This window comes from Nocardiopsis gilva YIM 90087, assembly GCF_002263495.1.
GTDB lineage: Bacteria > Actinomycetota > Actinomycetes > Streptosporangiales > Streptosporangiaceae > Nocardiopsis_C > Nocardiopsis_C gilva.
In genome coordinates, this window is the sequence record NZ_CP022753.1 from 5,306,357 (window position 1) to 5,323,657 (window position 17,301).

The 17,301-nt window shown below is 71.7% G+C and carries 2 protein-coding genes; both read right to left on the minus strand.

What is annotated here, in order from left to right; genetic code table 11:
* Positions 1-30: 30 nt before the first annotated feature.
* Positions 31-6,399, minus strand: coding sequence for a type I polyketide synthase (locus CDO52_RS23375; protein ID WP_094932704.1), 6,369 nt, complete (start codon positions 6,397-6,399; stop codon positions 31-33).
* 7 nt (positions 6,400-6,406) lie between these two features.
* Positions 6,407-17,263, minus strand: a complete 10,857-nt coding sequence (locus tag CDO52_RS23380) for a type I polyketide synthase (RefSeq protein WP_094932705.1) — start codon at positions 17,261-17,263, stop codon at positions 6,407-6,409.
* Positions 17,264-17,301: the final 38 nt, after the last annotated feature.

Consider the following 17,301-nt stretch of genomic DNA (forward strand, 5'->3'; position numbering starts at 1 on the left):
TCCCCCTCTCAGTAGATGATCATTTCATGATCATCGTTCGAGAGTCCCGAGCCATTCCTCAATGGCCTGGGCGGTCGTCGCCGCGTCCTGCTCCACGATCGTGAAGTGGTTACCCGGGACGCGCACCGTGGCGGCGGCTCCGTCCCAGGTCGCCTGCCAGTCCTCGCCGTCCGCCGCGTCGCTACCATCCGCGCGCTCAGCCTCCTCGCTCGGCTCCGCCGCCGACGCGGGTCGGCCTTCGGCGGGTGGCATCGGCGGCTCCGCTCGCTCGTTCGACTTCGCGTCGCTGAACCACTCGCTCGCGCCGACGAACATGACGGGGGTCTCGATCCGCCGGACCTTGAAGTCGCCGAGCAGCAGGTCGATGTAGCGGATCATGCCGGAGAGGCGTGCGCTGTCGAACCGCCCGAAGTTCGACTCCTTGGTGTACAGCCCACCGATCAGGTCTTCGAACAGGTCGGCCTTGCCGGAGTCGTCCACCTGGTAGGTGTCGAGCATGATGACCCCCTCCGGCCGCTGTTTCCCCTGATCCTCCAGGTGCGCGGCGAGGGCCTGGGCCACGAGGCCGCCTGACGAGTAGCCCAGCAGCACGTAGGGCTCGCCTTCCGCCGCCTCCAGGACGCTGTCCGCGATCGCTTCGAGGACGCCGCCCAGCGAGGTCGGCAGCGGTTCGCCCCGCCCGAAGCCCGGTAGCGGCAGCGCCGCCACCGGCCGCTCGCCTCGGAACGGCGGAACCAGGCGGGCGAACTGGTGCACGCCGCCGGTCGCCATGGGGGTGGCGAGACAGATCAGCCGGGGGCGCTTCGGCCCGTCCGCCAGCCGCACCGCCCTGATCGGCTCCTCCAGCTGCTCGGCCGTCTCAAACTCCGGGCGTATGTCGGCGACCGCGCGCAGCAGGGACAGGCCCTTCTGCATCCGTCCGGACAGCACGGCGTTCTGGAACAGGTCGTGCAGGGTGTCCGACCGGTCCTCTCCCGACATCGCCGTGTCCGACGGCTTCACGTCACCGTTCGCGGCACCGTCCAGCTGTGTCGCAAGTTCACCGAGGACGTAGCGGGCGAGGTCGGTGGGGTTCTTGTTGTCGAAGACCACCATCGGCGGCAGGCTCAGCCCAGTGGCGGCGTTCAGGTTGTTGCGCAGCTCCATCGCGGTGAGCGAGTCAAAGCCGGATTCGAGGAAGTCACGGTCCGGGTCAACGTCCTCGGGGCCGCTGTGCCCGAGCGCCGTGGCGGCGAAGCCGCGAACGGTCTCCAGCAAGGCGCTCTCGCGCTCCGCCTCCGGGAGCCCGGCCAGCCGCTTGCGCAGCGACGCCGCGTCGGTCCTGGCGCCCCCAGCCGATCTGCGCAAGCGCGTCCGCACCAGACCGCGGAAGAGGTCGGGGAGGCGGTCCCCCGCCGAGGCCATGGCCGTGAGGTCGATGCCCATCGGGACGAGGACCGCCTCTCCCGAGGCCGCAGCAGCGTCGAGGAGTTCCAGCCCCTCGGCGTCGGAGAGCGGAAGCACACCACCCTGCGAGATGCGTGAGCGGTCGACGTCGTCGAGAGCGCCGGTCATGCCGCTGGACCGCGCCCACAGGCCCCACGCCAGGGACTGCCCGGCCAGACCCTGAGCCCGGCGGTGTGCGGCCAGCGCGTCCACGAACGAGTTCGCGGCCGCGTAGTTGCCCTGCCCCGGGCTTCCGAGCACACCGGCGGCCGACGAGAAGACGACGAACGCCGACAGGTCGAGGTCGCGGGTCAGCTCGTGCAGATGCCAGGCGGCGTCCACCTTCGGGCGCAGCACCGTGTCCATGCTTTCCGGGGTGAGGGAGGGGATCACGCCGTCGTCCAGCACACCGGCCGTGTGCACGACCCCAGTCAGCGGGTGCTCGGCCGGGATCGCCGCCAGCATGTCGGACAGTGCCTCCCGGTCGGACACGTCGCAGGCGGCCACCGTGACCTCGGCTCCCAGGCCGGTCAGGCGTTCCACAAGCTCGGTCGCGCCGGGCGCCTCCAGGCCGCGTCGGCTCGTCAGCAGCAGGTGCCGCACACCGTGGGCAGTGACCAGGTGCTCGGCGACCAGCGCTCCCAGACCGCCTGTCCCGCCGGTGATCAGCACCGTTCCGTCGGCCGTCTCCGCGTTGGCGAAGGCCGAGGCATCGGCGTCGGCGTCGGCAACGACCGGGACCCGGGCGAGGCGCGGCACGCGGACCTCGCCCGCACGCACGGCGATCTCGGATTCGTTCACGGTCACGGCCAGTGCTCCAGGAACCGCGGCAGGAGTGGACGGCGCCTCATCCACGTCCAGGAGTGCGAATCGGCCGGGGTTCTCCGCTTGCGCCGAACGCGCCAGGCCGCGAACCGCGGCCCCGGCGAGGTCGGTCACGTCCGCGCTCTCCTCCTCGGCCGCGACGCAGGTCAGCAGCACCAACCGGGGCGCGGCGAATCGCCCATCGGCCAGCCAGGACTGGATCACCCGCAAAGCCGACGACACCATCGCACGAATGCTGACGGGGTCCAGGTCCGTAGCCGATTCGATTGGGTAGAGCACCAGTTCTGGTGCGGCGCTCCCCTCGTCAATCGCCGAGCCCAGCGCGTCGAGGTCCGCGAACACGGGAACGCTGTCCGGGTCTACGGCGCCGAAGGGGTCGCCGCCGATGAGTGCGCAGTTCTCCAGGTCGATTGGTGTTGCCGCGGCGCTCGCCGTCAGGGGCTTCCACTCAATCTGGAACAGCGACTCCTGGTATCCGGAGGCGGCGGCACCGAGCGCTTCGGGAGAGAGGGGCCGCAGCACCAGCGACTCCACGGACGCCACCGGTTCACCGGACGGGTCCGCGACGTCCAGCGCGACGGTGTTGTCCCCGCTCGGGCGCAGACGAACGTGGATCGCGCCGGCACCGGTCGCGTGCAGGGTGACGCCGTTCCACGCCACCGGCAGGAGGGGCCGCTCCTCGTTCCCGTCCATGAGGGAGATGGTGTGTAGGGCGGCGTCGAGTGCGGCCGGGTGCAGCCCGAACCGGGCGGCCTCGCCCTCGGCGCCTTCGGGCAGGGTGACCTCGGCGAAGATCTCGTCTCCGCGCCGCCAGGCGGCGGTGAGTCCCTGGAACACCGGACCGTAGGTCAGGCCCCTCTCGGCCAGCCTCGGGTAGAAGCCCTCCAGGTCGACTGCCTGGGCGTCCTCCGGCGGCCACACGGTCAGTGCGCTGTCCGCCGGGAGCTTGTCCGGCCCAAGGGTTCCGGACGCGTGGCGCGTCCAAGGCACGTCGGCCGGGGCTCCGTCCGGACGGGAGTAGATGTGCAGTGACCGGGACGCGGCGTCGTCCGCCGCACCGACCACGACACGGACCGCTACGCCTCCGGTCTCGGGGAGTGCGAGCGGCGCCTCCAGGGCCAGCTCCTCCACGCGGCCGCAGCCGACCTCGACACCGGCGTGGATCGCCAGCTCCACGAACCCCGTGCCGGGGAACAGCATCGTCTCGGCGACGACATGATCGCCCAGCCACGAAGGCGACTCCCCCGAGATGCGGCCGGTCAGGACCGTCTCGCCACTGTCATCGGGAGCGAAGGCCACCGCGCCGAGGAGGGGGTGGTCGGCGGCCTCCAGCCCCAACCCGGCCGGGTCCCCGCCCAGCGCCGGGTCCTCCAGCCAGAAGCGCCGACGCTGGAAGGCATAGGTGGGGAGATCGACGCGCTTGGCACCGCGGCCCGCGAAGGCCGCGCTCCAGTCCACGGCCACGCCGTCGGCGTACAGTGCGCCGACGGCCGTGAACAGGGCGGTCACCTCGTCCCGGTCCTTTCGCGCTGCCGGGACCAGGAGAGCGTTCGCGGATTCCACGCAGGCCTGCGCCATTCCGGTGAGGACACCGTCCGGCCCCAGTTCCAGGAAGCGGGTGACGCCCTCGGCCTCCAGGGCCTCGATGCCGTCGGCGAACCGCACGGCCTCGCGCACATGTCGTACCCAGTACGCCGCCGACCCCACATCGACCGTTGATCTCGGAGATATTGGGGTCTCAGCGCCACTTTTTACCCCACTATCCCCGAGATCAACGGAAGGGGACGGGGCGGACGGCAGGAGAGCACCGGTCACGTTGGAGACGACCGGGATCGTGGGGGCGCTGTAGGTCAGGCGCTCGGCGACCTCGCGGAACTCCTCCAGCATCGGCTCCACCAGCGGCGAGTGGAACGCGTGCGAGACCGTCAGACGGCTCGTCTTACGACCCTGCTCCTTGAAACGCTCGGCGACCTGGAAGACCACTTCTTTCTCGCCGGAGACCACGACCGAAGACGGGCCGTTGATCGCGGCGATACTCACCCTGTCTTCCAGGCCCACCAGCTCCGGAGCGGCCTCCTCCTCGGTGGCCTGGATGGCGACCATGGCGCCGCCGGGCGGAAGCGCCTGCATGAGGCGACCGCGCGCCGCGACCAGCGCGCACGCGTCCTCCAGGCTGAGAACCCCGGAGACGTGGGCGGCGGCCAGCTCACCGATCGAGTGGCCGGCCAGGTAGTCCGGCGTAATGCCCCAGGATTCGACGAGGCGGAACAGCGCCACTTCGATGGCGAACAGCGCCGTCTGGGTGAAGGCCGTCTGGTTGAGTAGCCCGGAGTCCTTCGCGCCTTCTTCGGCCCAGATGACGTCTTTCAGCGGCCGGTCGAGGTGCTGATCCAGTCCGGCCACCACAGCGTCGAAGACTTCGGCGAACACCGGGAAGGCCGCGTACAGCTCCCGACCCATCCCCAGCCGCTGCGCGCCCTGCCCAGAGAACAGGAACGCGGTCTTTCCTCTGCTCACGGCGCCCCGCGCCACCCCCGGCGCGTTCCCCTCGGAGGCGACGGCGTCGAGGCCGCGCAGCAACTCCTCGTGGTCCGCGCCGACGACCACGGCGCGGTGCTTCATCGCCGCGCGCGTCGCAGCCAGCGAGTAGCCGATGTCCAAGGGCGACACATCGGGTCGGTCCGCGGCATAGTCCCGAAGCCGTTCGGCCTGCCCACGCAGCGCGTCGGCGCTCTTGCCCGAGAGCACCCAGGGCACCACTGGCGTGGTCGTCGTGGCCGCCGGTTCCGGCTCGGCTGGCGTCTCCCCCGGAGCTTCCAGGATGACGTGGGCGTTCGTGCCGCTGATCCCGAACGACGACACGGCCGCACGGCGCGGCCGGTCGACCTCAGGCCACGGCCGCGCCTCGGTCAACAGCTCCACCGCGCCCGAGTCCCAGTCCACCTGCGGCGACGGCTCGTCCACATGCAGCGTCTTGGGCAGCACGCCGTTCCGCATGGCCATGACCATCTTGATGACCCCGGCTACGCCCGCCGCCGCCTGCGTGTGGCCCATGTTCGACTTGATCGACCCCAACCACAGCGGGCGGTCGTCACCCCGGTCGCGACCGTAGGTCGCGAGCAGCGCCTGCGCCTCGATCGGGTCGCCCAGCGTCGTCCCGGTCCCATGCGCCTCCACCGCATCGACGTGCTCCGCCGACACCTGGGCGTTGGCCAGCGCCTGCCGGATGACACGGATCTGCGACGGCCCGTTGGGCGCGGTCAGCCCGTTGCTGGCGCCGTCCTGGTTGAGCGCGCTGCCACGCACGATCGCCAGGACCGGATGTCCGTTCTTCTTCGCGTCGCTCAGCCGCTCCACGAGCAGCATGCCGACGCCCTCGCCCCAGCCGGTGCCGTCGGCGGCCCCCGCGAAAGACTTGCACCGGCCGTCCGGCGCGAGCCCGCGCTGCCGACTGAACTCGATGAACGTCTCAGGCGTCGCCATCACGGTCACCCCGCCGGCCAGCGCCAACGAGCACTCACCGGCCCGCAGCGCCTGCACGGCCCAGTGCAGGCCGACCAGCGAGGACGAACATGCCGTGTCGACCGTGACCGCCGGACCCTCCAACCCGAGCGCGTAGGCCACGCGCCCCGAGGCGATGGCGCCCGTACTCGCGTTGGCCGGGTAGTCGTGGTACATCATCCCGGCGAACACACCGGTCGCACTGCCCTTGAGCGTCCCCGGGTCGATGCCCGCCCGTTCGAACGCCTCCCACGACGCCTCCAGCAGCAGCCGCTGCTGCGGGTCCATGATCAGCGCCTCGTTGGGGCTGATCCCGAAGAAGTCGGCGTCGAAGTCGGGCGCCTCGTAGAGGAAACCGCCCTCGCGCGAGTAGCTGGTATCCGGCCGCGTCGCGTCGGGGTCGTAGAGGTCGGCTGGCCAGCCGCGGTCCTCCGGGAACTCGGAGACCGCGTCCCGCCCCTCCTCGACCAACCGCCACAGGTCCTCGGGGGACTCCACCCCGCCCGGAAAGCGGCAGCTCATCCCGACGATCGCGATCGGCTCCCGCGACGCGGCCGTGAGTTTCTTGTTCTGCGCGCGCAGCCGCTCGTTCTCCTTGAGAGAAGTCCGGAGCGCGTCAACCAGCTTCTTGTCCTTGGCATCGGCCATCGCAGTGTCACGCTTCCCGCGTCGCGTCGTCGTCGGAGTCATCGGAATCGTCGGAGCCGTCCAGCACCATGCTGATCAGGCTCTCGGCGTCCATTTCGTCGATGTCGTCGATGGAGTCGGCACCGTCGCCGTCCCCCTCGTCCGCAGCCTGCGGGCCATCGACGTCGGTGATCCCGGCCAGTTCGAGCAGGCTGTCCATCAGCCCGGCCTCGCGCAGCCGGTCAAGCGGGATCGCCTGCAGTGCCACGCGAATCCGGTCCTCGCTGGACCCCGCGCCGCTGTCACCGTCGTCCTGCGGTGCCAGTTCGGCCACGAGGTGGTCGGCCAGCACCTGGGAGCTGGGGTAGTCGAAGATCAGCGTGGCCGGGAGGCGGAGCCCCGTGGCCGCGTTGATCTGGTTGCGGAACTCGACCGCCGTCAGCGAGTCGAAGCCCAGGTCGCTGAAGGCCCAGTCCGGTTCCACCGCCTCCGGTCCGGAGTGCCCCAGGATCGCCGCCGCCTGGCCCCGGACGAGGTCCAGCAGCACGGTGCCGCGCTCGTCCCGCGACAGCCCCGCCAGGCGCTGCTTGAACGTGGCCGCAGCCGCGCCCGATCCGGCCTCGGCGGTGCGCCGCGCTGGCGTTCGCACCAGGCCGCGGAACACACCCGGGATGGCGGAGACGTCCCCGGCGCTGGCGGCCAGCGCGCTGACGTTCAACCGCATGGGCAGAAGCACTGGCTCGGCCAGTCCGGTGGCGGTGTCGAACAGGGCCAGCCCCTCGTCGACGGCGAGCGCGTCGACACCGGAACGGCTCAGCCGCTGCACGTCGGCGTCGCTCAGGTCCCCGGCCATACCGGCGGCGCTCGCCCACAGGCCCCAGGCCAGCGAGTGGCCGACCCGACCCTGTGCCCGCCGGTGGGCGGCCAAGGCGTCGAGGAAGGCGTTAGCGGCGGCATAGTTGCCCTGCCCCGGCGACCCGATGACACCCGCCGCCGACGAGAACAGGACGAACGCCGACAGGTCGAGGTCCTGCGTCAGCTCGTGCAGGTTCCACGCCGCATCCACCTTGGGACGCATAACCGCGTCGATCCGCTCCGGGGTGAGTGAAGCGATCACGCCGTCGTCCAGTACACCGGCCGCGTGCACGACGCCGGTGAGCGGGTGCTCGTCCGGGATGCCGTCGAGAAGCGCCGCCAGCGCGTCACGGTCGGCCGCGTCGCAGGCGGCGATCTCCACCTCGGCGCCCAGCCCCGCCAGCTCCTCCTTCAGGTCAGCGGCACCCGGCGCGTCCATGCCCCGACGGCTGGTCAGCAGCAGGCGCCGCACCCCACGCTCAGCGACGAGGTGCTTGGCGACGAGCGCACCCAGGGTCCCGGTTGCGCCGGTGACCAGCACGGTGCCGGTGGCGACGCCATCCGGTGCTTCCTGCCCCACGGGCACCCTGGCCAGTCGGGGCGTGAGGATCGCCGATCCGCGCACCGCGACCTGCGGCTCGCCGGAGGCGAGGACCGCCGCCAGCCGCTGCGCGGTGTCGGCTCCCTCATCCAGATCCACGATCACGATCCGCTCGGGGTTCTCCGCCTGTGCGGATCGCACCAGACCCCAGAGCGCAGCCCCGGCCAGGTCGGTCGCGTCCTCGTCCGCGCCGACCGCGACCGCTCCGCGCGTCACCACGACCAGGCGCGCGTCGGCGAACCTGTCCTCGGCCAGCCACGACTGCAGCACGCCCAGGACCTGATGCGTCACCGCCCGGACGGCCTCCGGTTCGGAGCCGCCGCCGTCGCACGGCAGCAGTACAACGTCGGTGTCCCGTGCGGCGCCGAGGTCGTCGATGTTCCGGGTCTTGTCGCCCAGAGCCTCGACAAGCTCTGTACCCGTGGAACCGAGCACCGCCCAGGAGGCGGCCTCCGCCGCGCCCACACGGACGGGTGACCAGTCCAGACGGAACAGCGAGTCGTGGACGGCTGTCCGGGCGGCGGCCAGCTGCTCGGGGGAGATCGGCCGCAGCACAAGCGACTCCACGGTGGCCGCCGCGCCCCCAGCCGGGTCCGCGATCTGCAGCTCCACCTCGCCATCGCGGGCCGGGCACACCCGGACGCGCAGGCTTGATGCGCCTGCCGCGTGCAGTTCAACGCCCGTCCAGGCGAACGGCAGTACCACACCCTCGGTGCTCCCGGTCAGCGCGACGGCGTGCAGCGCCGCGTCGAGCGCGGCGGGGTGCAGGCCGAACTGGGCGGCTTCGTCCTGCGCTTCTTCGGGCAGGGCGACCTCGGCGAAGATTTCGTCCCCCGCGCGCCAGGCGGCGCGCAGCCCCCGGAACAGCGGGCCGTAGTCGAGGCCATCGGCGGCCAGACCGGCGTAAAAGCCGTCCAGGTCGATCGGCTCGGCGCCCCTCGGTGGCCAGGCCACCAGGTCGAACGCGGGCGTTCCCGTAGACGAGCCAATGACACCGGTGGCGTGCCGAGTCCACGGCTCCTCCGCTGACTCCTCTTCGCCGTGCGAGTAGATGTTGATCGAGCGCGATCCTGACTCGCCCGGCTCGCCGACCACGACCTGCAGCGCGACGCCGCCCCGCTCGGGCAGCACCAGCGGCGCCTCCAGGGTCAGCTCCTCCAGCGCACCGCAACCGACCTCGTCACCGGCGCGGACCGCCAGCTCCACGAAGCCGGTGCCGGGGAACAGCACCGACCCGGCCACCGTGTGGTCGGCCAGCCACGGCTGTGTGCCGACCGACAGCCGCCCGGAGAGGACCACCCCGTCGGACCCTGCCAGGCGCACGGCCGCACCCAGCAGCGGGTGGTCGGCCGAACCCAGACCGACCGAGCGGACATCGCCGCCCTTGCCGCCGACCGAATCCATCCAGTACCGCTCGTGCTGGAAGGCGTAGGTGGGCAGGTCCACGCGCTTCGCGCCCGTCCCGGCGAACACCTGCGTCCAGTCGACGGCGACGCCGCTGACGTGCAGGGTGCCGAGTGCGGTGACCAGCGCGACGGCCTCGGGACGGTTCTTGCGAACCGCAGGAGCCAGTACCGCGCTGTCGGATTCGACGCAGCCGCGTGCCATGCCGGTGAGGACGCCGTCCGGCCCGAGTTCGAGGAAGGTAGTGACGCCTTCCGACTCCAGGGCGCGGACGCCGTCGGCGAACCGCACAGCCTCGCGGACGTGTCGCACCCAATACTCCGCCGAGCCCACATCCACCGTTGATCTCGGAGATATTGGGGTCTCAGCGCCGTTTTTTACCCCGATATCCCCGAGATCAACGGAAGGGGCCGGGGCGCCGGTCAGGTTGGAGACGATCGGGATGGTGGGGGTCCCGTAGGTGAGCCGCTCGGCGACCGCACGGAACTCGTCCAGCATCGGCTCCATCAGCGGGGAGTGGAACGCGTGCGAGACCGTCAGACGGCTGGTCTTGCGACCCTGCTCCTTGAAGCGCTCGGCGATCTGGAAAACGGCGTCTTCCTCGCCGGACACCACGACCGAGGACGGGCCGTTGATCGCCGCGATGCTGACCTTGGCTTCCAGGCCCGCCAGCTCCGATGTGACCGCCTCTTCTGTCGTCTGGATCGCGACCATCGCGCCCCCGGACGGAAGCTTCTGCATCAACCGACCGCGCGCCGCGACGAGCGCACACGCGTCCTCCAGGGACAGGACGCCCGCTACGTGGGCGGCGGCCAGCTCACCGATCGAGTGACCAGCCAGGAAATCCGGCCGGATCCCCCACGACTCGACCAGCCGGAACAGCGCCACCTCGATCGCGAACAGCGCCGTCTGGGTATAAGCCGTCTGGTTCAGCAGCTCGGCCGCATCCGACCCCTCCTCGGCCCAGACGATCTCCTTCAGCGGACGGTCAAGGTGTGCGTCCAGCCCCGCCACCACGGCATCGAACGCCTCAGCGAACACCGGGAAGGCCGCGTACAGCTCCCGACCCATACCCAGACGCTGCGCGCCCTGACCGGAGAACAGGAAGGCGATCTTGCCGTCTCGCGCCGTCCCCTCGACGACGTTGGGGCGGGTCTCACCGGAGATGACCGTGTCCAGGCCGCGCAGCAGCTCCTCGCGGTCGGCGCCGACGACCGCCGCGCGGTGCTCCAACGGCACGCGCGTCGTAGCCAGTGAGTACGCGACGTCGATGCCGGTGAGCTCGTCCCGTTCCGACACGAACGCCTTCAGCCGCTCGGCCTGGGCGCGCAGTGCCTTCGCGCTCCGGCCCGACAGCACCCACGGCGTCACCGGCAGGGGCGCCTCCTCGCCCGATACGACATCTCCGGCCGCCTCGCCCTCCGGCGTCTCGTCGCGGGCCGCCGACGCGTGCTCGCTCGGCGCCTGCTCCAGGATGACGTGGGCGTTGGTGCCGCTGATCCCGAACGACGAGATCCCGGCACGCCGCGGGTGGCCGTTCTCCGGCCACTCCCGCTGCTCGGTGAGCAGCTCCACCGCGCCCTCAGACCAGTCCACCTGCGGCGTCGGCTCATCGACATGCAGCGTCTTCGGCAGCTGCCCGCGCCGGATGGCCTCGATCATCTTGATGGCCCCGGCCACGCCCGCCGCGGCCTGCGCGTGCCCGATGTTCGACTTGATCGACCCGAGCCACAGCGGCTCGCCGCTCTCCGGCCGTTCCTGCCCGTAGGTCGCCATCAGCGCCTGCGCCTCGATCGGGTCGCCCAGCGTCGTCCCGGTCCCGTGCGCCTCCACCACATCGACCTCGCCCGCAGACAGCCCAGCACCGGCAAGCGCCTGCCGGATCACGCGCCTCTGTGAGGGACCGTTCGGGGCGGTCAGTCCGTTGGACGCGCCGTCCTGGTTGACCGCGCTGCCGCGCACGACCGCCAGGACCGCGTGGCCATTCTTCTTCGCATCACTCAGCCGCTCCACGACGAGCATGCCCACACCTTCGGACCACCCGGCCCCGTCCGCCGAACCGGCGAACGACTTGCACCGGCCGTCCGGCGACAGGCCCCGCTGGCTGGCGAACTCGACGAAGACCTCGGGCGTCGCCATGACCGCCACGCCCCCGGCCAGCGCCAGCGAGCACTCGCCCGACCGCAGCGACTGGATCGCCCAGTGCAGCGCGACCAGCGAGGACGAGCACGCGGTGTCGACCGTGACCGCCGGCCCCTCCAACCCGAAGGTGTAGGAGACGCGGCCGGAGGCGATGCCGCCGGTCGCGGCGTTGGCTGCGTAGTCGTGGTACATCATCCCGGCGAACACACCGGTTGGGCTGCCCTGGAGCGCGCCCGGGTCGATGCCCGCGCTCTCGAACGCCTCCCACGACGCCTCCAGCAGCAGCCGCTGCTGCGGGTCCATGTACAGCGCCTCGTTCGGGCTGATGTTGAAGAACGCGGGGTCGAAGTCGGCCGCGTCGTAGAGGAAACCGCCCTCGCGTGTGTAGACCTTGCCCGGCGCGCCCGGTTCGGGGTCGTAGAGGTCGGCACCCCAACCGCGGTCCTCCGGGAACGCGGAGACGGCGTCCCGGCCTTCCTCGACCAGCCGCCACAGGTCCTCGGGTGAGGCGACACCGCCGGGGAAGCGGCAGCTCATGCCGACGATGACGATCGGGTCGTCGTCGAGCTGCGCGGAGACCGGTCGGCTCGGGACGGCCTCGTCGACCTTCCCCGAGACCTCGGTGAGGATGTGCTGGGCGACGCGCACCGGCGTCGGGTAGTCGAAGATCAGCGTGGCGGGCAGGCGCAGCCCGATCTCGTCCTTGAGTCCGTTGCGCAGCTCCACCGCCATCAGCGAGTCGAAGCCGAGGTCGGCGAAGGCCCGCTGCGGGTCGACGGACGCGGCCGAGCTGAGGCCGACGACCGAGGCGACCTGCTTGAGCACAATCTCCAGCACGGCGGCTTCGCGGTCGGCCTCCGGGATCCTGGCCAGGCGCTCCTGCAGCGAGGCGGCACCAGCCGCGCGGTTCGCGGTCCGCCGCGCGGGCGTGCGCACCAGACCGCGGAACAGGTCCGCCACCGCGCCGCCGCTACTCAGGGCCTTGAGGTCCAGCCGCATCGGAACAAGCACGGACGGCGTGGCCAGACGCGTCGCGGTGCCGAAGAGCGCCATGCCCTCGTCGCAGGTCAGGGGCACCACGCCCCCCTGCGAGATGCGGGACTTGTCGGTGTCGTCCAGCTGCCCGGTCATCTCGCTGCTCTGCGCCCACAGACCCCATGCCAGCGACTGGCCCGGGAGCCCGTCGGCGCGGCGGCGGGCGATGAGCGCGTCGAGGAAGGCGTTGGCGGCGGCATAGTTGCCCTGCCCCGGCGACCCGATGACACCCGCCGCCGACGAGAACAGGACGAACGCCGACAGGTCGAGGTCCTGCGTCAGCTCGTGCAGGTTCCACGCCGCATCCACCTTGGGACGCATAACCGCGTCGATCCGCTCCGGGGTGAGTGAAGCGATCACGCCGTCGTCCAGTACACCGGCCGCGTGCACGACGCCGGTGAGCGGGTGCTCGTCCGGGATGCCGTCGAGAAGCGCCGCCAGCGCGTCACGGTCGGCCGCGTCGCAGGCGGCGATCTCCACCTCGGCGCCCAGCCCCGCCAGCTCCTCCTTCAGGTCAGCGGCACCCGGCGCGTCCATGCCCCGACGGCTGGTCAGCAGCAGGCGCCGCACACCGTGCTCGGTGGCCAGGTGCTTGGCAACCTGCGATCCGATCATGCCGGTGGCTCCGGTGAGCAACACCGTCCCGTTGGTGCCGAACGCGTCGCTGGGCCCAGTGCCGTCTGCAGCCTCTGCCGAAACCGGGACGCGGGTCAGGCGGGCGGTGTGCAGGGCCGATCTGCGCACCGCGATCTGCGACTCTCCCGCCGCGGCGATCCCCGGGAGGACGTCGGCGAGGTCGGTCGTCTCGTCGTTCGCGTCCAGGTCCACGAGCACGACCCGGCCCGGGTTCTCGGTCTGTGCGGAGCGCACCAGACCCCACATAGCCGCACCGGCCAGGTCGGTGACCCGTTCCTCCGGGTCCACCGCCACGGCGCCACGCGTCGCCACGACCAGGCGCGCGTCGGCGAACCGTTCCTCTGCGAGCCACTCCTGCAGCACGCCCAGCACCCGATGCGTCGCCGTCCGCACCTCCTCGGGTGTGGATCCGCCGCCGCTCGGGAGCAGGACGAGGCTGGGGATCTCGTCCCCGTCCTCGATCGCGTCCCAGGCAACGTGCGCGACCGGGTCGCCACCGGCCGCTGTGACCGGCAGCGTGGGCCACTCCACCTGGAAGAGCGCGTCGTGGAAGGTCGACTGGGCGGCGCTCAGCTGCGCCTCGGAGATCGACCGCAGCGCCAGCGACTCCACCGACACCACGGGGGCGCCGGTCGGGTCAGCGATGTCCAGTTTCAGCACGTCGTCGCGGGTCCGGTCGACGCGGACCCGCAGGGCGGTCGCACCGGCCGCGTGCAGGTCGACGCCCGACCAGGCGAACGGCAGCATGACCTCGCCGCCCCCGGTGCTCCCGGTCAGCGCGATGACGTGCATCGCGGCGTCGAGGAGGGCCGGGTGCAGACCGAACCTCGCCGCGTCGTTCTGCGCCGAATCGGCCAGCTCGACCTCGGCGAACAGTTCGTCGCCGCGCTGCCAGGCGGCCCGCAGCCCCTGGAACACCGGCCCATAGCCATACCCGTTCTCCGCCAGCCGCTCATAGGCGCCGTCAACGGCGAGCGGGGTGGCGTCGGCCGGCGGCCACTCGACCAGCTGCGCGCCGCCGTGCCCGCTTCCGTCCGAGGTCACCAGTCCAGTGGCGTGCCGCGTCCACGGCACGTCCACCGCGTCCTCGTCGTCGGGACGCGAGTACACGTCGACGGTCCGACTGCCCGACGCGTCCGGTCCGCCGACCACGACCTGGAGCGAGACACCCCCGCGCTCGGGCAGCACCAGCGGCGCCTCCAGGGTCAGCTCCTCCAGCGCACCGCAGCCGACCTCGTCACCGGCGCGGATCGCCAGTTCCACGAAGCCGATTCCCGGGAACAGGATGGTCTCCCCGACCCGGTGGTCGGCCAGCCATGGCTGCGACCGCACCGCGAGTCGGCCGGTCAGCACCGAGCTGTCGGATCCGGCGAGGCTGACCGCCGCGCCGAGCAGCGGGTGGTCCGCCGAGCCCAGGCCGACCGATCGGACGTCGCCGCCCTGGCCGCCGACCGAGTCGAGCCAGTAGTGCTCGCGCTGGAAGGCGTAGGTCGGCAGGTCCACGCGCGCACCGGAGCGACCAGCAAAGGCCGGGTCCCAGTCCACCGGCACACCGTTGACGTGCGCCTCAGCGAGGGAGAGGGCGAACTGGTCCAGGCCGCCCTCGTCGCGGCGCAGCGATCCGATGGTCGCTGCCGCCGCCCCGGCGGCCTCCACGGACTCGTCGATGCTCATGGTCAGCACCGGGTGCGCACTCGACTCGATGAAGGCGCCGAAGCCCTTCTCCAACAGGCCCCGGACGACTTCCTCGAAGCGCACGGTCGAGCGGAGGTTGGTGTACCAGTACTCGGCGCCCAGCTCGGAGGTGTCCAGCAGCCCGCCGGTCACCGTCGAGTAGAAGGCGGTGTCGCAGGGCTGGGGGCGCACCCCCTCCAGCGCCTTGAGCAGGTCGTCGCGGATCTCCTCCACGAACACCGAGTGCGAGGCGTAGTCCACCTTCACGCGGCGCGCGCGGATCCCTTCCTCCTCCATCTGCGCGAGGAACCCGTCGAGCGTTTCGACCTCGCCGCACACCACGACCGTCCCGGGGCCGTTCTCCACGGCGATCTGGATGCGCCCGTCCCAGCCCTCGACCAGCTCGCGCACGCGCGCGATCGGCGCGGAGACCGAGACCATGCCGCCCTTGCCCGCGAGCTTCTCGGCGATGATCTGGCTGCGCAGGGCCACGACCTTGGCACCGTCGTCGAGGGTGAGGGCACCGGCGACGCAGGCGGCCGCGATCTCGCCCTGGGAGTGGCCGACGACCGCGTCGGGCCGGACCCCGAAGGACCGCCACACCTCGGCCAGCGAGACCATCACGGCCCACAGCACCGGCTGCACGACGTCGACGGCGTCGAACGTCGGTGCGCCCGGCTCGCCCCGCACCACGTCGATCAGGTCCCAGTCCACGTAGGCCTTGAGGGCGCGGGCACACTCGGCCATCCGCTCAGCGAATGCCGGGGAGGAGTCGAGGAGGTCGACGGCCATGCCGACCCACTGCGAGCCCTGACCGGGGAACACGAACACCATGCGCGGGTCACTCAGCGCCGTACCGCGCACCAGGTTGGGGGCGGGTTCCCCTCCGGCCAGGGCGGCCAGGCCTTCGGTGAGGGACGCGCGATCGCCGCCGACGACCACCGCGCGGTGGTCGAACGCCGCACGCGTCGTGAGCAGCGCGTGCCCGACGTCGGCCGGGTCGGCCTCCTGCGTCAGGTCCGCGCGCTCGCCGAGCTTGGCCGCCTGCGCCTGCAGCGCTTGCGGGGTCCGGGCGGAGAGCATCCACGGAACGACCGGCAGGGCCGGGCCGGGGGTCGGCGCCGACGCGGTGGCGCCGTCCTCGCCGGTGTCAGCGGCGGTCTCGGCCGCCTCGCCCTCCTCGGCCGCGGGCGCCTGCTCCAGGATGACGTGGGAGTTGGTACCGCTGGCGCCGAAGGACGAGACACCGGCGCGGCGCGGGTGCCCGTTCTCCGGCCACTCGACCGGCTCGGCCAGCAGCTCGACCGCCCCGGCCGTCCATTCGACCTGCGGCGACGGCTCGTCCACGTGCAGCGTCTTGGGCAGTCGGCCGTTGCGCATGGCCATGACCATCTTGATCACACCGGCCACGCCCGCCGCCGCCTGCGTGTGACCGAAGTTCGACTTGATGGACCCCAGCCACAACGGGCGGCCGTCCTCGGGGCGCTTCTTGCCGTAGGTGGCCAGCAGCGCCTGCGCCTCGATCGGGTCGCCGAGCGTCGTCCCGGTGCCGTGCGCCTCCACCACGTCGACGTGTTCGGCCGAGATCTGGGCATCGGCCAGCGCCTGCTCGATCACCCGCATCTGGGAGGGGCCGTTGGGGGCGGTCAGGCCGTTGCTGGCGCCGTCCTGGTTGATCGCGCTGCCGCGCAGAAGCGCGAGCACCGGGTGGCCGTTCTTCTTGGCGTCGGACAGCCGCTCCAGCAGCAGCATCCCGGCGCCCTCGCCCCAGCCGGTGCCGTCGGCCGCCGCGTCGAAGGCCCTGCACCGCCCGTCCGGGGAGAGTCCGCGCTGCTCGCTGAACCACACGAAGGTCTCGGGGGTGGCGATGACGGTGACGCCCCCGGCCAGCGCCAGCGACGTCTCGCCCCGACGCAGCGACTGCGCCGCCAAGTGCAGGGCGACCAGCGATGACGAGCACGCCGTGTCGACCGTGACCGCCGGACCCTCCAGGCCGAGGGTGTAGGAGACGCGCCCGGAGACGACGGCGCCGCGCGTGGTGCTGGCCGCGTAGTCGTGGTAGACGAGCCCGGCGAACACGCCGGTGGGGCTGCCCTTGAGTTGGGTGGGGTCGATCCCGGCCCGTTCGAAGGCCTCCCAGGAGGTCTCCAGGAGCAGCCGCTGCTGCGGGTCGCTCTCTTTGGCCTCGCGCGGGCTGATGCTGAAGAAGTCGGCGTCGAACTCCGCCGCGTCGTAGAGGAACCCGCCCTCGCGCGCGTAGGTCTTGCCCGGGGTTCCCGGAACCGGGTCGTAGAGGTCGTCGACGTCCCAGCCGCGGTCGGTGGGGAACCCCGCGATGACGTCCTGCCCCTCGTCCACCAGCCGCCACAGGTCCTCGGGGGTGGTGGCGCCCCCGGGGTAGCGGCACGCCATGCCCACGATCGCGATCGGCTCATGGTCGCGGGCCTCGACCTCACGGAGGCGACGCCGGGTCTGCTGGAGGTCGGCCGTGGCCCGCTTGAGATAGTCGCGAAGCTTGTCGTCGTTGGCGTTGGTCATCGAGATTCAACCAATCTTGCTGCGGTGACGGGTAGGGC

Bases quoted from the DNA above. Each gene is read 5' to 3' on its own strand.
- CDO52_RS23375 (WP_094932704.1), bottom strand. From the start codon at position 6,399: ATGGCCGATGCCAAGGACAAGAAGCTGGTTGACGCGCTCCGGACTTCT.
- CDO52_RS23380 (WP_094932705.1), bottom strand. From the start codon at position 17,263: ATGACCAACGCCAACGACGACAAGCTTCGCGACTATCTCAAGCGGGCC.